This window comes from Desulfobacterales bacterium, from assembly GCA_029211065.1.
In the GTDB taxonomy this organism is placed as follows: domain Bacteria; phylum Desulfobacterota; class Desulfobacteria; order Desulfobacterales; family JARGFK01; genus JARGFK01.
Map to the genome: position 1 here is coordinate 19,603 of JARGFK010000004.1, position 22,194 is coordinate 41,796.

18 protein-coding genes are annotated in these 22,194 nt (G+C 50.1%); 7 read left to right on the forward strand and 11 right to left on the reverse strand.

Going from position 1 to position 22,194, the window contains the following annotated elements; translation table 11 throughout:
* Positions 1–5: 5 nt before the first annotated feature.
* The 8 genes from era to hisI form a co-directional block, all read right to left on the reverse strand.
* Entirely contained in the window at positions 6–914 is a 909-nt protein-coding gene (gene era / locus P1P89_01805) for a GTPase Era (protein MDF1590222.1), read from the reverse strand.
* A 221-nt stretch (positions 915–1,135) separates the two neighbouring features.
* The gene (locus P1P89_01810) at positions 1,136–4,984 is read right to left on the reverse strand and encodes a hypothetical protein (protein MDF1590223.1); all 3,849 of its coding nucleotides are present in this window, start codon (positions 4,982–4,984) and stop codon (positions 1,136–1,138) included.
* Positions 4,985–5,282: 298 nt separating this feature from the next.
* Entirely contained in the window at positions 5,283–6,314 is a 1,032-nt protein-coding gene (locus P1P89_01815) for a hypothetical protein (GenBank protein ID MDF1590224.1), read from the reverse strand.
* Positions 6,295–8,505, reverse strand: a complete 2,211-nt coding sequence (locus P1P89_01820) for a DUF1156 domain-containing protein (protein ID MDF1590225.1) — start codon at positions 8,503–8,505, stop codon at positions 6,295–6,297. Before P1P89_01820 ends, P1P89_01815 begins: the two co-directional genes overlap by 20 nt.
* Positions 8,506–8,717: 212 nt before the next feature.
* Positions 8,718–9,296, reverse strand: a complete 579-nt coding sequence (yihA, locus tag P1P89_01825) for a ribosome biogenesis GTP-binding protein YihA/YsxC (protein ID MDF1590226.1) — start codon at positions 9,294–9,296, stop codon at positions 8,718–8,720.
* 343 nt (positions 9,297–9,639) lie between these two features.
* The gene (locus P1P89_01830; protein MDF1590227.1) at positions 9,640–10,782 is read right to left on the reverse strand and encodes a pyridoxal phosphate-dependent aminotransferase; all 1,143 of its coding nucleotides are present in this window, start codon (positions 10,780–10,782) and stop codon (positions 9,640–9,642) included.
* 19 nt (positions 10,783–10,801) lie between these two features.
* Positions 10,802–11,677 (reverse strand): ATP phosphoribosyltransferase, encoded by an 876-nt coding sequence (gene hisG / locus P1P89_01835; GenBank protein ID MDF1590228.1) that lies wholly within the window; start codon positions 11,675–11,677, stop codon positions 10,802–10,804.
* The gene (gene hisI / locus P1P89_01840; GenBank protein ID MDF1590229.1) at positions 11,674–12,051 is read right to left on the reverse strand and encodes a phosphoribosyl-AMP cyclohydrolase; all 378 of its coding nucleotides are present in this window, start codon (positions 12,049–12,051) and stop codon (positions 11,674–11,676) included. The genes hisG and hisI overlap by 4 nt, the downstream gene beginning before the upstream one ends.
* 455 nt (positions 12,052–12,506) lie before the next feature.
* Between hisI and P1P89_01845 the strand changes: the two genes are divergently transcribed.
* The 7 genes from P1P89_01845 to nrfD all read left to right on the forward strand — a co-directional run bounded on the left by P1P89_01845 (position 12,507) and on the right by nrfD (position 20,025).
* Positions 12,507–14,225 carry a carbon starvation protein A gene (locus P1P89_01845; protein ID MDF1590230.1) on the forward strand — a complete coding sequence of 573 codons (1,719 nt, stop codon included), beginning with the start codon at positions 12,507–12,509 and terminating at the stop codon, positions 14,223–14,225.
* 244 nt (positions 14,226–14,469) lie between these two features.
* A complete protein-coding gene (locus P1P89_01850; protein MDF1590231.1) occupies positions 14,470–15,000 on the forward strand; it encodes an RsbRD N-terminal domain-containing protein in 531 nt (176 codons plus the stop codon).
* A 26-nt stretch (positions 15,001–15,026) separates the two neighbouring features.
* The gene (gene dsrM, locus P1P89_01855; GenBank protein ID MDF1590232.1) at positions 15,027–16,028 is read left to right on the forward strand and encodes a sulfate reduction electron transfer complex DsrMKJOP subunit DsrM; all 1,002 of its coding nucleotides are present in this window, start codon (positions 15,027–15,029) and stop codon (positions 16,026–16,028) included.
* 3 nt (positions 16,029–16,031) lie between these two features.
* On the forward strand, positions 16,032–17,666 hold the full coding sequence (locus P1P89_01860) for a (Fe-S)-binding protein (GenBank protein ID MDF1590233.1): 1,635 nt from the start codon (positions 16,032–16,034) through the stop codon (positions 17,664–17,666).
* Between the two features lie 7 nt (positions 17,667–17,673).
* Positions 17,674–18,063, forward strand: a complete 390-nt coding sequence (gene dsrJ / locus P1P89_01865) for a sulfate reduction electron transfer complex DsrMKJOP subunit DsrJ (protein ID MDF1590234.1) — start codon at positions 17,674–17,676, stop codon at positions 18,061–18,063.
* Positions 18,063–18,860, forward strand: coding sequence for a 4Fe-4S dicluster domain-containing protein (locus P1P89_01870; GenBank protein MDF1590235.1), 798 nt, complete (start codon positions 18,063–18,065; stop codon positions 18,858–18,860). Before dsrJ ends, P1P89_01870 begins: the two co-directional genes overlap by 1 nt.
* Before the next feature lie 7 nt (positions 18,861–18,867).
* Positions 18,868–20,025, forward strand: coding sequence for a polysulfide reductase NrfD (gene nrfD / locus P1P89_01875; protein ID MDF1590236.1), 1,158 nt, complete (start codon positions 18,868–18,870; stop codon positions 20,023–20,025).
* Positions 20,026–20,262: 237 nt separating this feature from the next.
* On the opposite strand, the gene P1P89_01880 is transcribed toward nrfD, so the two are convergent.
* The 3 genes from P1P89_01880 to P1P89_01890 all read right to left on the reverse strand — a co-directional run bounded on the left by P1P89_01880 (position 20,263) and on the right by P1P89_01890 (position 22,139).
* Entirely contained in the window at positions 20,263–20,781 is a 519-nt protein-coding gene (locus P1P89_01880; GenBank protein MDF1590237.1) for a hypothetical protein, read from the reverse strand.
* Between the two features lie 112 nt (positions 20,782–20,893).
* Positions 20,894–21,691, reverse strand: a complete 798-nt coding sequence (gene fdhD / locus P1P89_01885; protein MDF1590238.1) for a formate dehydrogenase accessory sulfurtransferase FdhD — start codon at positions 21,689–21,691, stop codon at positions 20,894–20,896.
* Between the two features lie 10 nt (positions 21,692–21,701).
* The gene (locus P1P89_01890; protein MDF1590239.1) at positions 21,702–22,139 is read right to left on the reverse strand and encodes an MOSC domain-containing protein; all 438 of its coding nucleotides are present in this window, start codon (positions 22,137–22,139) and stop codon (positions 21,702–21,704) included.
* Between the last annotated feature and the right edge of the window lie 55 nt (positions 22,140–22,194).

The following is a 22,194-nucleotide window of genomic DNA, read 5'->3' on the forward strand; positions in this document are numbered from 1 at the left end:
ATGACTCAATACCCAAACCTTCTAAGGGCCTTCGTATCCTTGCTCCAGTTTTTTTGAACCCGGACGAAAAGCTTTAAAAACACCTTGGCGCCCACCATCTTTTCGATTTCTTTTCTGGCCGCTGCGCCAATTTCTTTCAGTTTGGCGCCGTTTTTCCCGATAATTATTCCTTTCTGGGAATCGCGCTCCACATGAATACTGGCGTCAATCTTTACCAGCGATGTTTCATCGTCCACCTGAAACAGATCGACGGTAACTGCCGTGGCATAGGGGATTTCCTGGCCCGTCAGGCGAAACACTTTTTCACGGATCATTTCCGCGGCAATAAATCGCTCCGGCAGATCCGTTAGACTTTCCGACGGGAAAAAGGGGGGCCCCTGGGGCAGAAGCGCCTCCATGGTTTGAACCAGCGCATCTATCCCGCTGCCATGTTTGGCAGAAACCGGAACTACTTTTTCAAACAGGTACCTGCCGGACGCCTTCTCAATTATTTCAGAATGCTGTGATTTTTTGATTAAATCGATTTTGTTGAGAACCAGCAGAACCGGCCTGTTTTGATTGTGCAGTTTGTTTATTAAAACCGCTTCCGATTCTGAATCCGGTTCGGATGCATCGGCCACCAGCAGGATCAGATCCACATCGCCAAGAACCGACAGGGCTGTATCCACGATCCGGATGTTCAGCGGGCTCCTGGCTTTGTGAATGCCGGGGGTGTCTATAAAAACAAGCTGGGCATTGGGACGGTGCAGGACGCCCAGAATGCGATTGCGGGTGGTTTGCGGCTTACTGGAAGTAATCGAAATCTTTTCTCCCAGTATCCGGTTCATCAGCGTGGATTTTCCCACATTGGGGGCGCCGGCAATCGCCACAAATCCGGATTTAAAGGTGACTGTATTATCCTCTGTTCTTACCACTAAAAAATCCTCAAAGATATTTCTGCGTTTAAAACTACACGGTTTTTTGTCGGCGCCTTGCTGTCTGCAATATCAGATCCTATATTTTCTTTCCATTGAATTATTTTAAATATTGTCCTTTTCTCGTCTAAAAAAATTGATCATAAAGGTGTCTTTTAGCTTGTTATTTTATAGTACAGGCGGTTAGTTTGGCCTGCCCCCGTTCACCAGAGTGGCAGGCGTTAAGTCCCGGAAATGTCAACGACAACAACGCGCAGTCTATGGCGATCTACTTCCGGGATGAGCGATTCGAGCATGCTTTTCAGTTCGGCTGCGTTACTTGGACGTTTAAGACCATTCGGAATCTTCGGCATTTTTCTCCCCCTTGTCTCGCCTGACCAGAGAACGAGATAGATGCCAAGTCCACCTGCCTTTGCATCGCGTGTGTATAGACGGTCAAGTTGGGTATGCCATGCGGTCCAAAGGTCACGGTTATAGTGGTGTTTAACCTCAATCGGCAACAGTCGTTCGGTTCCCTGTAAAACTGCTATGTCGCATTCCTTGTCTGCAACCATGTGGTGTTCCACAGTTACGATAAGATTTTGAACCCGCATTCTGTTCTGAAGATCCTCTGCCAACAATCCTGAGCAAACTTCTTCGCGTTTCGGTTTTACAAGATTGTGTTCATTCTCGTTCCAGAATGCCCGGTATCTTTCTCTTTGTGTTCGTGTTATTTCGCGTGATAGAATATTTAAGTGATCGATTATGAAGGCAAGGAGGTCGTGTGGAGTGGCCGGGGCACGATTCTGAATCGCTTCTGCCACTTGTTGAGGCAATGCGAATTCAAAATTTAATTCACGCTGATGCTTTTCATACTGGGCCCTTTGATGCCTGATAAAGTCGTGAAAACTTGCCAAGCCGTCGTCACCCTCCAACCGTTCAAGTAAGGTACCGGCACCCGTTGAACCATCAGCAGCCAATAGCCTGACCTGGTTGGTGATGAATTCTGAGGCATCCCAGGGATGACGGCTGCCCCACCCGCCGGAAGGATGTCCAACATTGGAAAATCTCTTTCCTATTACCGCAACAATTTCTGCACGTTGTGCCGATGTAAGATTGACAGATTCTCTGTTTTCATGTCGTCTACCCCTGATGGTTTCAATAGCACTCCATAATGCAGCATCAGCTTCTGACATAAGGGTTCTCCAAGAGTCTAAATACTTTTTCGGATCAATTACGAATAGGGTTGTGCTCCAGATGGTTCGAACTTCCGCTGACAAATCATTTCGAGAAAGTTCGATTTCACCGATTTCAAGAAGGGATTGTTGGTCATTGAGAAGAAGAACCGACACCAGTTTGTCAATGATGTTATGATTTTCATTGATCCCGGCCTTTAGAACATCAGCTGACAAAGATACGAGAAATTTTTGAGAAGCAGAATCCTCTCTAAGAATATAAAACCCCGGTAAATCTCCTTGTTTCTTTTCCGCGCCTAAAATCCACATTTCCTTTAAAACTGATTTCGCAATGTTTGGATTTTGGTGCACTACGTGAAGAATCCATGCTGAAAGCGTTTTATCATAATCCGGCACCTTATAGCCGGAGAAGGCAGTGACCGCTGCTGCGATACAATTCGGCAGCGCCTCCTTAGGAACATTCAACCCCTTCCTGTGTCGTAAAAAAACCGACAAGCTCAACAAGATGTGAGTGCGGGGAATACCATTCGCCAGCCAGCTCTCGATGACTGAGTCCTTTCTCGGAATATTTGGATTTTCTGCGTAAAGAATAAACCCCTGAACAAGGGCATCGGCGATCTTTTCATTTGTCACGCTGATAAGGCGGTCGCGAGGATTTTCAATGTTATTAATTTCGTAGAAAAGCCCTTGAAAGACACAAGCTGCCCAAGCAAGGATGCGCTCTTCCCTTCCTTGCCGAATGGTCGTTAGTCGAGGTGTTAAGTATTTAATATTCTGGGCGCGATTAACCAATTGTTTGCGTTTTTCTTTCTCGCGTCTTTTCCCCTCGTCTTTTCGCCATTTATCGATCTTACAGCTTTTCCAATTTCCAAGCACCTTTGCTACATCGGATCGACGATCCAATAAATTAAGACCTGCCTCAGCAAGAGTTACGGACGCTCCCTCTAATGGAAACCATGAAAGATACATACGGAAGAGATCCGCTGCACGTTCCGTATCGTTCTCATTTTCGGCATGCATTAAAAAGAATTCACATGGTTGAACCGGCCAGACAGTTGCTGGAAGAAGTTCCCACAGATCATGAGCGATGAACAGCCAGAATGACCGCTCCTCGTTTGGCACATCGTTTGATAGAAGCTCAAATACTTTTTCAAAGAGTATTTGATCCTCTTTAAATCGTTCTTTCAGAGCCGCCTGGGCTTCCTTAGAATAGTGATCACGCCCAAAACGTATGTTTCGAAGCCAACTGGACAGTTGTAAAGGAGTAATTGGAGTCTGACTCTCAAGACGCCGCTTTAACCACTCATTGAAAATGGACTGAAGCTCGTACCGGCAATCTGTCTTATGCATCAATACCCGAGATGCACCATCAAGAATCACATCCAAATCTGGATCGGATGGCATATCAATTAGTGGATAGAGACGGCCTATAGTATGATCTTCCTTTTTGGCAGAAGCAGCTTGTTCCATAATCGAGAGCAATCGCTGAGCCAAACTGCCTGATTTTCGTGTCAAACGGAGAAGATCGACTCGCACCTCGACGGCGGCAAGATCATTTGTTGCATAAGCAAGTTCACAATCGATACTCTCCAGTTCCGACATGTTGTTCTGCACTGATTTGGCAAAGGCACCTAAAGCCGTTGATCTAAGCCATGCATTGTCATGCTTTTCCAGCACCATGTCTCTTAAAGTCGCATTTAGCTCAATATTTTCAGTGCTGTTGGCAATTGCTTCGAGCACGGCGACCTTCAGATGGACGCTGATTATTGGATCCTGAAGGAGTTCATGTATGATTTTAGCTGTATTTGAGTTGGCAAGCTCACGGAATGAGCCTCGATCATCCTCGTTTGTGAGAAACCATGGATCGCGGAGTCGCTTAAGGCCATCCCATATTGAGCATTGAGCGTTTGGTGGCAGTACGCTGGCGTCGCCGTATATAACAATGCCATATGGGTCACGTTCGACGTAATCATCTGAGAGATGTCCGAGCCTGCCCATTAACCATGCGAAAAGGCCTCTTAGCGAAGAAACTGGTCTTCCATCAACTCCGCATATCAGCGCCATCACTCGATCAATTGGAAGGCCATTATCGATCCGATCAGAAAGGTCCTCTGCCGCCAAAAACTCTGCAATTGTGCGATGAATTAACTCGAACCGATCTACTCCCGAGGAAACAAAGAGCCGACGTTTCAAGGCAGCACTAAGATCGCTCCTGTTTGGATACGGCACAACTGAAATACTAACATAGCCATTTGCGTCCGTTGGCTCTGTACGTGAAATGCCAACCGAGTTGGAAAGTAGTATGATGGAAGCAGTTGCCCCTGCAGCTTTTCGCAAACTGATAGGATCAGGGTTGTTCACACCGCGCTCAGCATGACAAATATTTGTCTCCTTAAGTAGTTCAGAGACACCTATTTCATATGCTTCGAATTTATTCTTGGGCTTGTTGTCGGTTCCCCAAGCCCGCGCCAAGAGTTCAAGCGTTTGAGGGTTGCCAAGCAGGTTTCCGAACCCCGCGGATTCTGCTTCATCAAGAAAAACCTTCGGATCTGGCACTACCCCTTTCACAGCATTTAGAATTTCACCCCGTGAGAGGGGACAGAGTTCTAAAATCACGACTCGTCCGGATGGACTGGCTGCCCTAAGAGCTTCCTGATCCGGTGAGCCGAACCAGTCTGCTGCCCTACATGACAAGCGAAATTTGGGTTTTTCCAGAGCGCAGAGTGCTTTAGCAACTTCAAAGCTGGCATCTTGCCCGCTTGCAATTGTTCTGTGTTCATCTAAAGCATCAAGGAAAAGTGCCTGCCCCGGTGCAGTATGAGGATTAATAAGAAAATTTCGAACGGTTGTGTAATTTCCTTTGGCGACATCTTTAAAGAGTGTTGTCTTTCCCATTCCCGGATCGCCAAGGAGAATTATCGCATCCTCAGCCTCAAATTCTTCAAAGGTGCCGCTTATTTCCCTGCCTTTCCCGGCGCCGTCGTCTCTGACGCGAACTCTGCGTGACAATGTTCCGATCATCTTGTTTATGGAGCCCTATCGAAAGTGCAATAATTGAAAGCCTAAACTGTGAGGATGAAATGCAAAAACTCTCAGCCGTTCCTTGGCTTTGATCGAGACAAAAGAACGACTGATCACATTTTCATTTTAATCGCTTAGTTGTAAACTACCGCTTCTCGCGAATTCTTGAATCTCACTTTGTCTTAAAACTCTTGAGCCGGGTGTGTTCAACGAGTTGATCGAGAGTCTTAAGGGTAAAAACCTTGCCCCTGGTTGCGAGGATCATCTTCTTCATGTCTTCGCGGCGAACACCAAATCCTCGTCCGCCGATGCAGGCGATCACTTCATACTTGGGATTATTTGCCGAACGTCCGGCAAGGCTCAGTTCGCCGAGGTGCTGAATGCGTGTGACCTTGTCCCGGGCTGTACCGTCGTCTTCGGTTATCTTTGCTTCGATGATGACCTGAGGATTGAACTCGCTGGGGATGATAAAGTCCGGTGTCTGGTCAAACCCTTCGATTCGTTCGGCCCGTTTTGTTTTCCGGAAGCTGATCCCAGCCTTGGTTAGAACGTCTTCAATGGCGGATTCAAGGATGTCACCGACCAGTTCGCTGACCGAATCGCGATGACCTGCAAACGGTCTTCCCAGAAAACGCTCATACAGAAGCATGGCATAGGGCGCACCCATGCCCGCAATATTCTTTATGCTGTCGATTCCGCGTTTGGTATCTGCTTTATTCAAACGATGAAGCTGATCGTCCTCAACGTGCGGCGCTCCTTTTACAAGCATAAAACAAGCCGTTTCCACCAGTGCCTTTAGCCTTTCCTTGGTCACACCATTGGCGCTGATCGGCGTTTCCGGCGACATTCGCACTTTTCTATCGAGGGACCTGATGAATCCCTGAGTCACGCTTACCCCGGTCCGCTGGGTCGTCAGGTAACCCCATTCAGGCGGCGTAAAACCGAGCATTGTGCGCAGAACCACTATGGAGATGGGTTCTGTCAGCGTTACAGAAAGTACCTTGGCAGGTTCCAGTTCTGAAAATCCTCTGGTTGCGGTTTTCAACGCTTCGTATCCCCGTTCGAATATTGGATATTCAATGAAGCCTGCGCCCTTGGGCATTATCAAGAATTCAGACTCCAGGCATGAAAAAACAGCATCGATGTATCTTTCCGAGTCTTTCAGAATTTCATCAAAGGATGCTTCAAAAGGATACTTCGGCATAGGCGGCTCCGTATTTATCCTGATTTTCTTTCACCGCAAACAAAGGGGCATCATGGAATCGGTCTTCCGGTTCACTTAAATAATTTTCGATTTCAGTCCATCCGCCAAACTCCAAAAGCCAGGAAGAAACAACCGACAATCGCTTGCCGATGTCCAGGTTTTTGTTCCATGTCTTACGGAGGTTCCATATGGCCAAACGGATAAGATGCCCATAGGCAATGCACCGCATGTCGCCGGCGGTCGGATTGACATTTCCGGCACGAAGTTTGGCCAAGTCATCTTTGACAAGCTCGGCAACGCCCTCTAATGAATCGACCAGCCATCTTCGGGAGACAATGCCGGTTGATCGGCACACAAAAACGGTGTCGATGATGGATGAGCCGGTTCCATTGATATGAATAGAGGCTCCCATTTCCGCCGGGCAGGGCAGGGAAGCCGAGCAGGTCAAAGCGGCGTCAAGGATAGCGACGGCAATCGGATAGTAAGCCTCTATATTATTATGGTGATAGGTGAAAGCAAGCGGCGAACCGGGCTTAAGGGCTTTAGCCATCTGCTGAAAAACATTTGAGATGCCTTGGGCAAAGTGATCCAGTCCCCGGCCCATGTCTTCATTGCCGGTCAACTCCTGGGGGTTGCGTGTTGAAGGATTTTTAAAAGCATGGTCTTTGCTTTGTAAGAGACGGCGGAGCCAGACATAACAAAAATCCATCAGTTCCGCATATTGGACGTTTCCGAAATACGGTGGATCCGTGAGCACCGCATCCAATGTTGCCGGAGATAGAGTTGCTGTGGCAGCATCATGGCAACGAAGCCTAACACTTCGCTTTTGATCTTTGTGCTTGCCGTTTGGCTTGTCCCCGATCCATTCTCCATTTATGGGTACGATTTCTTTTTTTCGGCCTTGATGTCTGACTTCAAAGGGATTGTCGCAATAGGCTTTCGCCTTGCGAAACTTTTCGATGATGTTCGCCCATCCCCCGCTGCCGATACAGGTGTTCTTTTTGGGATCTATGATTCCAAGAAAGTTGGACTCGCAGTGAATAAGCCCCACCGGGAACCCATGAACCGAGAAAATATCAAGAGATTTCAAGGCGGTGGAATCATAGCGACAGAGCATGTTCTGATAGCGCAACAGGTCTGAGAGATTGGTTGCCAGCGCGTTGCGAATGCGCTCGTTGTCTGTTTTAGCAATCATCAGAGCGGACAACTCCAGGCATAGGAGTTGCCGGGAGTTGAACATTTCGTGGTAACGGGTATACCCCCAGCGGTGAAGTCGGTTGGTCTCGTCGCCGCTGGGAATTTCGTCGTCCGGAATGTAATTTGGTCGAATCCCTACCAATTGTCCATCAGCCTCGCGCACCATTGCCAGGTCCCTGTCATCGGGGGCCTTAAAAAATCTGCCTCTGTGACGGCTCCTGCACGAAGGGCAGAAATATTCAATGGCAAAAAGCCGGTGCCTTGGCGCACCCAATGCCTTGTTCGGAAAAGTATTGATGGTGCCGCAGCTGCGGCATTTGCAGCGGCTGCGCCTGGCAGGACCTTCTATTGCATGTTCAGCGCCGCAATGTTTGCAATCGCCCGGCTTTTTTCGGTCTGCTGTCTCCGTCAATTGACCGCAGGCATGACAGACAAAGACGTTCCTGGGATGCCGGGAGTCGGAAGCCAGCAGGTAGCCGGGGAACAAGTCAATGGATTCGTTGCATTTTCGACAAGAAATGGTTTTCACCCAGAGGAAATACTTTACATGTGCATTTCCCTCGCCACAGAAAACACAGGTGGTGCGGTGAAACTGTCCGATGTCCTTTTCCAACTGCATGCGCAGTGCATTTGCGGCTGCAACATACGCATCCAGATCCAGATGCTCAATCTCCTGCTTGACGACCCAATAGGACATCGGATTGATGTCGTACCCGATAACATCACACCCCAAACGATTGGCTTCAATTAAAGGAGTCCCTCCCCCCATGAAAGGGTCGGCTACTTTAATTCCTTTCAAATGATTGGACTGATAAAATGCCTCGGAAAGGGGTTTATTAAGAAACTCTGAGAGGAGCAAACCGCGGAACAGTGTACCGGGCCTTCTAGCGAACCACTTGTGCACTGCAATAATCGGCCGGTAATTTTGCTGGATTTGCTTTTCACGCAGGGCAAGGTCGGCAATAAATGAGATGTCGAAGTTTTTTTCAATCATTTGCCGTTATCCTGCCATGGGCAAGCAGATAGGTCAACCGGTAATCATCGAGACTTTTGCAAAACACCCCCTTTTGCCCAATTTCGGCGTCAGGCTCAAATTTTAATCCTCGAAATACTCAATGTATTCCTGTGGTTAAAATTATCGCCTTCCTTGAACTTGAACAAAATTGGGCATTTTTCAAAGGTCTCTCATCATATGACCGACTATCCTCACAGCAATCCTTCAATGGCCTCCCAGGCAGCCGTGCGCCCCATGCGCGTTTTCGTGGAAAATGGAATCAGGCCGTTTGTATCAACGCCAAGGGTTTCTGCAATCACAACCCTTTGCTGGGCCTGCTTGGATTTAGAGAGTTTGTCGGCCTTGGTCAGCACCAGAACAGGCGGGATGTTATAATGGCTCAGCCAGTCCATGAACGTCTTTTCTTCCTGTCGCGGTACGCGGCGGATATCAATCAGCAAAACCACCCCTTTTAAGTTTTCACGGTCCTTCAGATAGGTTTCTATCATGGGGCCCCAGGTTTTTTTTATAGACACCGGAACCCTGGCATACCCGTAACCCGGCAGGTCCACAAATGCAAAAGCCCCGTTAACCATGAAAAAATTGACCAGTTGGGTGCGGCCGGGGGTGGTGCTGGTCTTTACCAGCCGCTTGCGGTTGACGAGGGTATTGATCAGAGACGATTTGCCCACATTCGAACGGCCGGCAAAAGCAATCTCCGGTATGTCCGCCGGCGGATACTGGGACGGCTTGACAGCGCTGGTGACAAATTCGGCTGATTTGATAATCATTATTTCCTGTATACACCCAATCCCGGCAGGGTCGTTTTTGGTCCAATCTCAGAGTGCACTATTCAAACAAATTCCATCGAAAAACCCGAAATACGAATATCGAAATACGAAACGGTTCGACGGGCTCACCGCCCTGAGTCAAGTCGAAGGGCAAATTCAAATATCCCAATGACAAAAGGAAAATACTGAATTGCGCTGTTAGATCTACCGATGGTTTGGATCATTTGAATTTTGGTCATTTCGAATTGTTTCGAATTTTGGCATTCGTGCTTCGTATTTAAATTCATAGGACAGAAATTTAAGGCTCTGAACCGGTCCTGAGGACCGGGTTCCCGTGCCGGGGTCAGGATCTCCCGCCCAGGTATCGCTCCAGCCGGTTGAGTCCCTCGGCAATGTTTTCCATGGAATTCGCGTAAGAAAACCGCAAGTAGCCTTCGCCGTGTTTCCCGAAATCAATGCCGGGCGTTACACCGACATGGGCTTTTTCCAGGATATCAAAGGCCAGGCGGTAGGAGTCGCCGGATATGTGTTTAACATTGGCAAAAACATAAAACGCCCCGGTGGGCTCCCGGGCAATCCCCAAACCCATTTCCTTTAACCGGCGGATCATAAATCGCCGGCGCTCATCATAAATCGCCTTCATCCGTTTGACATCTTCACCGGCCAGTTTAAGAGCGGCAATCCCGGCTTTTTGAACCATGGCATTGGCTGAAATAAAAAAATTCTGTTGGACTTTCTGGATCGGCCGAATAAAGGGTCTGGGCGCGATCAGGTAGCCGAGCCGCAGTCCGGTCATGGCATACAGTTTTGAAAAGCCGTTTAATACAAACGCGTTTTCCGTAAATTCCAGTATGGAGTGCTCGGTGCCCTCATAGACCAGACCGTGATAAATTTCATCCGAAATAATATAGGGAGAAAATTGCGCGATGCGTTCCATCCGTTTTTTCGAAAGCAGATTCCCGGTGGGATTCGAGGGTGAATTGATAAAAATGGCCCGTGTCTGGGCGGTTATCTTTTTTTCAATATCTTCAGGCTTGTATTGAAAGCCGTCTTCTTCAAAAACCGGCACGGTGACCGGTTCGGCTTGCATGAATTTAATAAAATTGGGATAACAGGCATAATGCGGGTCGGAAATAATGACCTGATCGCCCTCCTCCAATAGGACCGCGAACAGCGAAAACATGGCCGGCGAGGTGCCGGAGGTTATGACAACCTGGTCGGGATGGACCGATGCCCCATAGGTGTCGTGGTAGTATTCACAAATGGCTTCCCTGAGCTCAACCATGCCCATGCTATGGGTATAATGGGTATAGCCATCGTCCAAGGCCTTGCAGGCGGCTTCCTTGATGCACGCCGGGGTGTCAAAATCCGGCTCGCCCACTTCCAGATGAATGATGGAAATCCCTTTGCGTTCCATCGCATGGGCTCTTTCCAGAACATCCATAACAATAAAGGACGTAATATCTTTCATTCGCTTTGTGATCATTCAGTCTGCCTCATGCGGGCTAAACCACCTTATTCAGGGGATACTCGATAATTCCTTCGGCTCCTTTTTTCAGCAGCTCCGGTATCAGTTCTCTCACGACATTGGTGCCTACAACGGTTTCAACCGAGAACCAGTCTGACTGGTACAAAGATGCGATGGTCGGCGCATTCAGGCTGGGAAGCAGCTTCACGATCGTTTCAAGGTTTTTTTGGGGCACATTCATCTTCAGCCCCACCAGCTTCTCCCCCAGCAGCGCGCCTTTGAGCAGGAGCGCAATTTGCTCGATTTTTTCCCTTTTAAAAGGATCCTTCCAGGCTTTGCGGTTGGCGATCAACTGGGTGTTGGTCTGCATCAGCTCATGAATGATTTTAAGCCCGTGGGCCTTGATGGTGCTTTCGGTTTCCGTAACCTCCACAATCGCGTCCGCCAGCCCCGACACAACCTTTGCTTCCGTGGCCCCCCAGGAAAATTCGATCTGCACATCTATTTTGCGTTCGGAGAAATACCGCTGGGTAAATTGAACCAGTTCCGTCGCGATTTTCTTGCCCTTGAGGTCCTCAAGCGTTTTAATCTCCGAGTCGTACGGCACTGCCAAGACCCATCTGGCCGGCCGTGAGCTCACTTTTGAATAAACCAGATCGCTGACAACATGAACGTCTGATTTGTTTTCGGCAATCCAGTCCTTGCCGGTCAGGCCGGCATCCATCGTGCCGTTTTCAACATAGCGTGACATCTCCTGGGCCCTGCAGATGGCGCACTCAATATGCTCATCATCTATTTCAGGAAAATAGCTCCTGCCGTTGATGTTGATCGTCCATCCGGATCGCTTGAACAATGCAACGGTCGCAGCCTGTAAACTTCCTTTGGGAATTCCCAATTTCAGCAGCTTTTTCACTTCTTATAAACCTCCCTGGGATCAAAAACGGGTTTGCCGATAATTTTAATGGTTCCGTCTTCAACTTTTTTAAAAAAACAGCTCCGGTGCCCGGTGTGACAGGCGGCCCCACCCACCTGTTCCACCAACAACAATATCGTATCATCATCGCAGTCGATTCTAATCTCCTTGACGATTTGTTCATGACCGGACGTTTTGCCCTTCACCCAGAGCTCCCGCCGGGTACGGCTGTAAAAAGTCGCTTTTCCGGTTGAAAGGGTTGCCTCCCACGCTTCCGGATTCATAAATCCGAGCATTAAAACGTCTTTTGTGTGAAAGTCCTGCACGATCGCAGGCACCAGGCCGTTTAACTTATTAAAATCAAGTTCTATCATCCGTGGCACTGCTCCACTTTAATCATTTGGGTGTTTTGTTGCGTCTCATAAATTTCAAATATTATTTAGTAACCCCATCACGATATAAAGTCAATTTTTTTAGAGAAGATTTTAATCCCCGCCCCTTTTTACTTGACATATTCCCATGATTTTTTTAAGGATATCACACAATTTAGCATCTGAAATTCCTCACCTGTATTTGGATGCTTAAAACCTGCTTTAAAGGCAAAGTGATTTTCTCCATCTGCGCTGCCACAGTAACGGTTCGGCACCGAATCTGTTGGAGAAAATCCTTAATAGATAAGCGTTAACCATTACATCCGGATTTTCACGCCCTAAAATAAACGTTTAAAGGGGGTGATAAAACTCCATTTTCACATCAGTGTTCCTGGCGACAAATCATTTTCCAATTGTCACATGCTGTTATGTATGTAACCACAAAGGGAGGATTTGTTATGAATTCATTAATTTTAGCAATTGGTGCGGGTGTGTTGTATGTGGTCGCCTATCACACCTACGGCAAGTTTCTGGGCAGTAAAATATTTAAACTCAACCCGGAAGCCGTCTGTCCCAGCAAGGAATTCCAGGACAATGTCGATTTTGTGCCCACCCAGAAGCCCATCCTTTTCGGCCATCATTTTACCTCCATCGCCGGCACCGGCCCCATTGTCGGTCCGGCCATCGCCATCATCTGGGGGTGGGTACCGGCCCTGGTGTGGGTCCTGCTCGGTTCGATTTTCATGGGGGCCGTACATGATTTCGGCGCCATGGTGGTTTCCCTCAGAAATCAAGGCCGCTCCATCGGCGATGTAGCCGCCGATTTGATCAGCAAGCGGGTCCGCACCCTGTTTCTCCTGATCATATTCTTTGAGCTCTGGATCGTGGTGGCCATCTTCGGCGTGGTGATAGCGGTTATTTTCAACATGTATCCCCAGTCGGTCATCCCGGTCTGGCTGGAAATCCCCATCGCCGTCTGGCTGGGTCACATGGTTTATAAAAAAGGGGCTGCGCATCTGCCCATGAGCATCGTCGCCGTGGTGCTGATGTATGTTACCGTCGTCATCGGCGCCTATGTGCCCATTAAAATGCCCGCCATGTTCGGGCTCGATGCAGTAGCCCTGTGGGTGATTATACTCCTGATCTATTCCTATATCGCGTCAACCCTGCCGGTTCAAACCCTGTTGCAACCCCGGGACTACATCAACTCGCACCAGCTTTTCGTCGCCCTGGGCCTGCTTACGCTGGGAGTGCTATTTGCCCATCCCACCATGGTTGCGCCGACAGCCAATTTTTCACCTTCCGGAGCGCCGCCCATCTGGCCGATGCTGTTCGTGGTAATTGCCTGCGGCGCAATTTCCGGTTTCCACTCCCTGGTTTCTTCCGGCACCTCTTCGAAACAGTGCGACGCCGAAAGCAGCTCCCTGGTCATCGGTTACGGCAGCATGCTCATGGAGGGAATGCTCTCCGTTTTTGTCATTATCGCATGCGGCGCGGGATTGGCCATTGGTTTGACCAAGGGCGGCCAGATCTTTACCGGCGTTGAAGCCTTCACCCAGAACTATACCAGTTGGGGCGCTGCCGCCGGTTTGGGCACAATGATCAGTTCCTTTGTGGTGGGCTCTGCCAATATGATTGAATCAATTGGAATCCCACATAACATAACCATCACCATCATGGGCGTGTTTGTGGTTTCCTTTGCCGGCACCACCCTGGATACCGCCACACGTCTGCAGCGCTACATCGTTGCCGAACTTGCAACAGCCGTAGGCTCACCGGCCCTTGCCAAAAAGCACCCGGCCACCCTGATTGCCGTCGTCACCGCCTTTATCCTGGCCTTTTACAACGGCAGCGGCAAAGGGGCGCTGACCCTCTGGCCCCTTTTCGGTTCCGTGAATCAGCTTTTGGCCGGGCTGGCGCTGCTGGTGATCACCGTGTATCTTGCCCGCAAAAAAGCCCCGCTGGTCTACACCCTGATCCCCATGATTTTCATGCTGTTCATGACCGGCTGGGCCATGCTGATTAACCTTGGAGACTTTTACGGCAAGGCCAACTGGCTGCTCTTTTTTATCGGGCTGGCTGTTTTTATATTGGAAGTGTGGATGGTGATTGAAAGCGTGATTGTTCTCAAGAAGGTTTACGGTGCTGAGATAGAACCGGTTGCTCAAATGCGCTGATCGGTTGTGACGGCACCAGGCCGCCCGGGTCTTAAAATTTATTCTGAGACTCGGGCGGTTTTTTTTTGCTCGCTGGTTGGCCCTTGTATCCATCGATTTTTCTTTTATTCCTTGACATGATTTTTGACTTTGATTATAAAAAATTTTCTTTTGGTCTTCTTTACCGCAAAGGAATTACAACACTTTTTGATTAAAAGATGCGACAAGAGACATAAATAGTTTTTGTTTTGGAGCCATCCCGAATATGCAGATTGAAAATCTATTGGAACAGCGTAAAGCTGTGATTGTAAAAAAGTGGTTTGACTTGGTGATTCAGACCTATCCCACCGACACTTCAAAATTTTTCAAATCCCAGAAAGATCCCTTTGCAAACCCCGTAGGCCAAACGGTTTTGCGTGGGCTGGAAGCCCTTTTTGACATTCTTCTGCAGGGCCCTGATACGGATACCATTTCGTCTTTCCTTGATCCCATCATCCGGATCCGGGCGGTGCAGGATTTTACACCCAGCCAGGCGGTTGCTTTCATATTTTCCCTCAAACAGGTCATACGGGACAATTTAACCAAAGAATTAAAGGACGCCGCCACGGGTATAGATCTGTTGAACCTCGAATCAACCATTGATGATCTCGCGTTGATCGCTTTTGACATTTATGTGGAATGCAGGGAAAAGATCTACGAATTAAAGGCCAATGAAGAAAAAGACAGAACATTCGCGGCTTTTAAGCGGGCGGGACTCATTTGCGAGACACCGGCCGCTCAATCAGATCCCGAATAATTAATTACATGATGAGGTAAAGGTCAATGAATGTAAATTATATGGTTTCCCTCATTGCGGTTATCGTGCTTTTTCTACTCGCCTATGTGGGTGTTGAGGCTGCGGGGCTTCAGTTTCTCTTCGGAATTATCGTCCCCTATCTGGCCGTCATTGCCTTCATTGGCGGGGTGATATACCGTATTGTCGACTGGGCGCGCTCGCCGGTGCCGTTCCGGATAACCACCACCGGCGGCCAGCAAAAATCATTACCCTGGATCCAACCGGCTCAATTCGACAATCCGTCCACCACCGCCGGGGTGATTGTCCGCATGGCACTGGAAATCCTTTTTTTCCGCTCCCTGTTTCGCAACACCTCGGCCCACCTGGATAAAGCCGGCAAGTTGTCGTACATCTGGGAAAAATGGCTGTGGCTGGGGGCCCTTGCATTCCACTATGCATTTTTGACCGTCCTGGTGCGGCACCTGCGTTTTTTTACCGAACCGGTCCCGCTTCCCGTCAAACTCCTGGAAACACTGGACGGCTTTCTCCAGATCGGAATCCCGGTGATCCAGCTGTCGGGCGTCGTTCTTTTGGCCGCCGCCCTTTTTCTGTTATTGCGCAGGGTGCTAATTCCCCAGGTTAAATATATTTCCCTTGCGGCCGACTTTTTCCCGATTTTTCTCCTGATCGGAATCGCCCTTACCGGAATTCTGATGCGGTATTTTACCAAAATCAATGTAATCGCCGCCAAGGAACTGGCCATGGGCCTGGTGACGTTTCACCCGTCTATCCCCCAGGGGGGAATCGGCGGTATTTTTTATGTCCACCTGTTTTTTGTCTGTATCCTCCTGGCTTATTTTCCTTTCAGCAAGCTCATGCACATGGGCGGAATCTTTTTAAGTCCCACCCGAAACATGCCCGGCAATACCCGCGCCATCAGGCATGTCAACCCGTGGAATTATCCCGTAAAGGTTCATACCTATGAAGAATATGAAGATGAATTCAGGGAAAAAATGATAGAGGCTGGATTGCCGGTGGAAAAGGAGTGAGTAATGTCAGATCTTCCAAAATCAGATGACCTTTTATCAAAGATAGATCCCCGTCCGCCGGCCAAAAGCTGGATGGACACTCCGGTCAACATTCGCAAGGGCATGTACTGTTACGCCTCAAATCCCAAAAGCGTGGAATATGTCGGCCTACCCCATGCCCGGGCCTGGAATCCCCTTGAGGAAGACTGGAATCTTCCGGAAAATTGGAAAGAAATCATTTATGAGGGTTTCCGGGAACGCCTGGATAAATTCAGATCGTTTAAGGTGTTCATGGATATCTGCGTGCGCTGCGGCGCCTGTGCGGATAAATGCCACTTCTTCATCGGGACGGGAGATCCCAAAAACATGCCGGTCCTGCGGGCCGAACTGCTGCGCTCGGTTTACCGCAACGATTTTACCACTGCCGGCAGGATTATGGGAAAGATGGCCGGCGCCCGGGAGATGACGGTCGATGTCCTCAAAGAATGGTGGTATTATTTCTTTCAGTGCACCGAGTGCCGGCGCTGTTCGGTTTTTTGCCCGTACGGCATCGATACGGCCGAAATCACCATGATGGGTCGGGAGCTATTGAACCTCCTGGGCCTGAATATCGACTGGATCGCAACCCCCGTGGCCAACTGCTACCGCACCGGCAACCATCTGGGAATTCAACCCCACGCTTTTAAAGACATGATCGACTTTTTCGTGGATGACATCGAAGAGATCACGGGTGTCCGGGTCGAACCGTCCATTAACAAAAAAGGCGCCGATATACTCTTTATCACCCCTTCCGGGGACGTTTTTGCCGATCCGGGCACGTATACCTGCATGGGATATCTGATGCTGTTCCACTTTTTAAAGGAAAAATACGGCTTTGATATCACCTGGAGCACTTATGCCTCCGAAGGCGGCAATTTCGGCTCCTTCACCTCCCACGAAATGATGAAACGGCTGAACGCCAAAATGTTTGCCGAAGCCAGGCGGCTGGACGTAAAATGGATTCTCGGGGGCGAATGCGGACATATGTGGCGGGTCATCCATCAGTACATGGACACCCTTAACGGCCCGGCCGATTTTCTGGAAGTGCCGGTTTCCCCCATTACCGGCACCCGGTTTGAAAATGCCAAGTCCACCAAAATGGTGCATATTGCCGAGTTTACAGCCGATCTCATCAAGCATGGCAAGCTGGACCTGAATCCCGGTCGCAACGACAATCTGAGGGTGACCTTTCATGATTCGTGCAACCCTTCCCGGGGGATGGGAATGTTCGAAGAACCCCGCTATATCATCAAGAACGTGTGCAATTATTTCCACGACATGCCCGCCAACACGATCCGGGAACAAACCTTCTGCTGCGGCAGCGGCGCCGGCCTGAACGCCGGGGAGGACATGGAGCTTAGAATGGTGGGCGGGCTTCCCAGGGCCAACGCGGTCAAACATGTACACGAAAAATACGACGTCAATATGCTGGCCTGTGTCTGCGCCATTGACCGGGCGGCATTGCCGCCGCTGATGGAGTACTGGGTCCCTGAGGTCGGTGTAACCGGTCTCCACGAACTGGTCGCCAATGCCCTGATCCTGCCGGGTGAGGGGGAAAGAACAACCGACCTGCGCGGAGAACCACTGCCGGGAATGGAGGGTGATGATGCCGAGGAATAATAACAAGATGTATAATAAAGGAATAATTGTCGCCGGGCTGGCTGTTTTTATCGTCCTGGCAACATTTCCTTTCTGGTATAACCTGGGAAAGGCCGCGCCGGCGCCGGAGCGCATCCTGACAGCCCAGGCAAAAGCCGCCAAGGAATGCATCCTTTCGGCTGAATTGATGCGGACCGAACACATGCAGATGCTCAATGACTGGCGCGATATGGTGGTGCGGGACGGCACACGCCTGTATGTAGGCAGCAGCGGCAAAAAATTCGAGATGAGTCTTTCAAACACCTGCATGGAATGCCATTCCAACAAAGCCGAGTTTTGCGACCGCTGTCACAATTATGCCGCAGTTACCCCCTACTGCTGGGATTGCCATATTGATAACCCGAAGGAGACAAAGTGATGAAACGCAGCAGAAGAAGCTTTCTGAAAATAGCGGGTATTTCTGCACTGGGTATCGGCTCCAAACCGATATTAAATGCATTTTCGGCATCCGCGCCCCAGGGGGATACCCCTCAACCCGCCGTCATGCGCAAACCGGAAGCGTTAACCGCCAAACACTGGGCCATGGTCATCGACACCACCAAATTCAAATCCAGAGATGATTTCAAGCCGATTATCGAGGCCTGCCACAGCATCCATAACGTTCCTGAGTTAAAGAACAAAAACCATGAAATCAAATGGATCTGGGAGGAAGGCTACAAGCATGCCTTCCCGACCCTGGAAAATCCCTATTTTGAGGAAAAAGTCAAAGATTTGCCGTTTCTGGTCTTGTGCAATCATTGCGAAAATCCGCCCTGTGTCCGGGCCTGTCCCACCAAGGCGACTTTTAAAAGGGAAAGCGACGGCATCGTCCTGATGGATTTTCACCGCTGCATCGGCTGCCGGTTCTGCATGGCCGCCTGCCCTTATGGCGCCCGCAGTTTTAATTTCAGGGACCCCCGCCCGTTTATAAAAGAAGAAAAGATCAATCTCAAATTCCCGAGACGCACGAAAGGGGTTGTGGAAAAATGTAATTTCTGTGCCGAAAGGCTGGCCGTCGGACAACTCCCGGCCTGTGTGGAGGCTGCCAACGGCGCCATTATTTTCGGAGACCTTGCCGATCCCGATTCAGATGTCCGAAAACTTGTCAGTACCAATTATACCATTCGACGTAAACTTTCACTGGGTACTTCACCGTCGGTTTACTACATCGTATGAGGTGGTTATGCTTGAATTAGCGCTAAAAGGAAGCAAAAAATATTACGGATGGATGACCCTGCTGCTGGGTGTTATCGGCGGGGGGTTCGTCTTTTATCTGTGGCAGTTTAATTTCGGCCTGGGGATCACCGGCATGAGCCGGGATGTTTCCTGGGGATTTTATATTGCCCAGTTCACCTTTCTGGTCGGGGTCGCCGCCTCGGCCGTTATGGTGGTTCTGCCGTATTATCTGCACGATTACAAGGCGTTCGGCCGGATTACCATTCTAGGTGAATTTCTGGCGGTGGCGTCAGTCACCATGTGCATCCTGTTTATTTTTGTGGACCTTGGCCAGCCCATGCGGGTCGTCAATGTCATCCTGTACCCGACGCCCAACTCGGTTCTTTTCTGGGACATGATCGTGTTAAACGGCTACCTGTTTCTGAACATCATCGTGGGCTGGAAGGTGCTGGAGGCCGAACGCAACGGGATCGCTCCGCCCGCCTGGGTAAAGCCCCTGATTTATTTGTCGATCCCCTGGGCCGTGAGCATTCACACCGTCACCGCTTTTCTGTACTGCGGCCTTCCCGGCAGAGGCTTCTGGCTCACTGCCATCCTGGCGCCGCGCTTTCTGGCCTCGGCCTTTGCCGCCGGCCCGGCTTTTCTGATCCTGCTGTGCCTGCTGATCCGCAAGCTCACAAAGTTCGACCCGGGCAAAGAACAGATTCAGTCCCTTGCCAAAATCGTTACTTACGGCATCCTCATGAACGTTTTCTTTTTAGTGTGCGAGGTCTTTGTCGTTTTTTACAGCCAGATCCCGGAACACATGGACCATATGAAATATCTCTTTTTCGGCCTCCACGGCCACGGCGTCCTGGTGCCCTGGATGTGGACCTCTGTCGGCCTGATGCTGCTGGCCATTATCCTGCTGGTCAATCCGATAACCCGCCAGAATGAATCCGTCCTTGCAGTGGCCTGCCTGGCGGTTTTCGCCGGCACCTGGATCGACAAGGGGCTCGGCATGATTTCCGGCGGGTTTGTGCCCTCGCCGCTGCACCATGTGAATGAATACGTGCCCACCATCCCTGAAATCATCATCACCCTGGGGGTGTACGCCACTGGTTTTCTGGTCCTGACCGCCCTGTTTAAAATCGCCGTGTCCATCAAGGAGGAAATAGCCGCCTGATCTTTTTCATTAAATAAAACACAATAGGGCTTCTCCTTTAGAGGATAAGCCCTTTTTTTTACTGCCCGTATCACGGCCTGGATATCATAACGGTAGCACAGTCTTTTTAAATTGCCGAAAAATACACATGAACCCATCTCAAAATATGGATGGGGTTCGAGGGCTCCGCCTTTGGCGGAATGAGCAAGTCCTTTTTTGAAGCGGCAGATGACCCGGACCCCCAATGTCAGATGGGTTCTAGTTCCCGAACACTGGCCCCCTCGGTCCCAAGTGACATGAATAGCAGCCGAATCCGGTGCGGGTGATGATACTGAAAGTCTTCAGGCCAAGGGCCTCAGCCATCTCCGGCACCAGGCGATTCAGCTTAAGCCGGGTGGTATCCGGATGCTTTTCAAACTCAGGCCCCAGGAGCAGTTCCCCGCTGAGCCGGGGAAGGTGGGTCGTGGGCATATCAAAATCACCCCTCTCCGCCCCCTGGCCGTGACACAGGGTGCAGTCCACACCGGCAAAGCGTGCGGGGCGCCAAGCGCGAAACACGTCTCCCGCCCGCGGCAGAACTTCTTTTCTCATATGCGCCATGCGCTGCTCGCGATTCATCGCGGCCCAGGTCAGCTGCTTTCCGTCAGTGCCCGGAGATCCCACAGCCTTTGGATAGCAGCCCCAGAACGCAAATGCGATTAAAAGCGTTATCCCGAACGTTTTGGTACTTCTTTGATGGGTCTGTAATATGGGGTATTGTCGCTGCTTATTGTTCAAAATAAAAAAGATCCTTTGTCAGCTATAAATTCGTATTGCCCCCATAAGGAAGTTTTTATTGCCGCTAATTATGGCCTAAAATCAGGGGTTCGAATATAACCCTGTATATCACTTATTTCAAGCGCTCTTCACCGCAAAATATCAGGAGTCCGGAATCATCGCCCGGACTTGCCAGGGTCATGTTCAGCTTGGAGGCCAGTTCAACGGCAAGGGAGGTGGGGCGGGAGATGGCCAGGATGATGGGGATGCGGGCCCGGGCGCTTTTCTGGACCAGTTCATAGCTGATGCGGGAAGAGAGCGTCAGAAAGGCGGCGTCTTTGAGTTTGTGATCCATAAACAGCGTGCCCACCACCTTGTCCAGGGCATTATGACGTCCGACATCCTCGGCTGCGGCCAGCAGTTTGTAGTTTGAATCATATAAAACAGCCGCATGGGCGGCCCGTGTTTTTTTGCGCAGGTGTTGAAGGGCGGAAATATTCTCCAGGCAATCCACTGCCTTTTGAATGTCTAAAGGGGCGTTATCGGTTATGGGGCGGATGGTCTGGTAAAGATCTTCAACGATTTCTTTGCCGCACAAGCCGCAGCTCGTCTGGCTGATATAGCCGCGGCGTTCGAGAATTTCGGGTATGGTCTTTCGGCGCGTTTCCTTCAGGGTCACGGTGACAACGTTGGTATCCTCCCCGTCGCAGAAAGCGATGCCGACAAAATCTTCAGGGGACTCAACAATCCCTTCCGCCAGGCAAAATCCGGCCACATGCTGAATTTCATTGCCGGGTGTCCGCATGACCACCGCATAGGGATTCCCCTGGATCCGGATCGACAGCGGTTCTTCCCGCAAAAGATCATGTTTTTTAGCGATACGGGAGCCTTTGTCCCAGTGTACGATCGACTTGTTCGATAAGGCGCTCACCAGTATCTCCTCAGGATAATATTTCCACCGCATCACCGCAGCGGATCACGCCGCCTTCGAGCACCCTGGCAAAGACCCCTTCCCGGGGCATGATGCAGTCGCCGGCCTGATAATAAATCGCGCAGCGGTTGGTGCATTCCTTGCCGATCTGGGTGATTTCAATCAAGGCTGTGTCCCCCAGCCGGACCCGGGTCCCCACGGGTATCGCTTTCCAGTCGGCGCCGGTGGTGGCGATGTTTTCGGCAAAATCGCCGAAGGTCACATCCAGCCCGCTGCTGCGGGACGCTTCGATGCTTTCGGACGACAGCAGGCTCACCTGCCGATGCCACGCGCCGGCATGGGCATCGCCTTCAAGGCCGTGTTCTTTTACCAGTTTTGCTTCATCTACGATTGTTTTACGGGTCCCTTTTTTTCTGCTGACTGCAAGGGATACAATTTTTACATCCATTCAACACCTTACCCAGTTTATATGTTTAAAAAATCCGTCCGACTGTCTCCGGGAC

What these genes read in the sequence shown, in the direction of transcription:
- P1P89_01820 (MDF1590225.1), bottom strand. Translation starts at nt 8,505, where the DNA reads ATGATTGAAAAAAACTTCGACATCTCATTTATTGCCGACCTTGCCCTG.
- P1P89_01850 (MDF1590231.1), top strand. Translation starts at nt 14,470, where the DNA reads ATGCAGATTGAAAATCTATTGGAACAGCGTAAAGCTGTGATTGTAAAA.
- P1P89_01890 (MDF1590239.1), bottom strand. Translation starts at nt 22,139, where the DNA reads ATGGATGTAAAAATTGTATCCCTTGCAGTCAGCAGAAAAAAAGGGACC.
- nrfD (MDF1590236.1), top strand. Translation starts at nt 18,868, where the DNA reads ATGCTTGAATTAGCGCTAAAAGGAAGCAAAAAATATTACGGATGGATG.
- P1P89_01860 (MDF1590233.1), top strand. Translation starts at nt 16,032, where the DNA reads ATGTCAGATCTTCCAAAATCAGATGACCTTTTATCAAAGATAGATCCC.
- hisI (MDF1590229.1), bottom strand. Translation starts at nt 12,051, where the DNA reads ATGATAGAACTTGATTTTAATAAGTTAAACGGCCTGGTGCCTGCGATC.
- P1P89_01830 (MDF1590227.1), bottom strand. Translation starts at nt 10,782, where the DNA reads ATGATCACAAAGCGAATGAAAGATATTACGTCCTTTATTGTTATGGAT.
- dsrJ (MDF1590234.1), top strand. Translation starts at nt 17,674, where the DNA reads ATGTATAATAAAGGAATAATTGTCGCCGGGCTGGCTGTTTTTATCGTC.
- P1P89_01845 (MDF1590230.1), top strand. Translation starts at nt 12,507, where the DNA reads ATGAATTCATTAATTTTAGCAATTGGTGCGGGTGTGTTGTATGTGGTC.
- yihA (MDF1590226.1), bottom strand. Translation starts at nt 9,296, where the DNA reads ATGATTATCAAATCAGCCGAATTTGTCACCAGCGCTGTCAAGCCGTCC.
- P1P89_01870 (MDF1590235.1), top strand. Translation starts at nt 18,063, where the DNA reads ATGAAACGCAGCAGAAGAAGCTTTCTGAAAATAGCGGGTATTTCTGCA.
- dsrM (MDF1590232.1), top strand. Translation starts at nt 15,027, where the DNA reads ATGAATGTAAATTATATGGTTTCCCTCATTGCGGTTATCGTGCTTTTT.
- P1P89_01815 (MDF1590224.1), bottom strand. Translation starts at nt 6,314, where the DNA reads ATGCCGAAGTATCCTTTTGAAGCATCCTTTGATGAAATTCTGAAAGAC.
- P1P89_01810 (MDF1590223.1), bottom strand. Translation starts at nt 4,984, where the DNA reads ATGGGAAAGACAACACTCTTTAAAGATGTCGCCAAAGGAAATTACACA.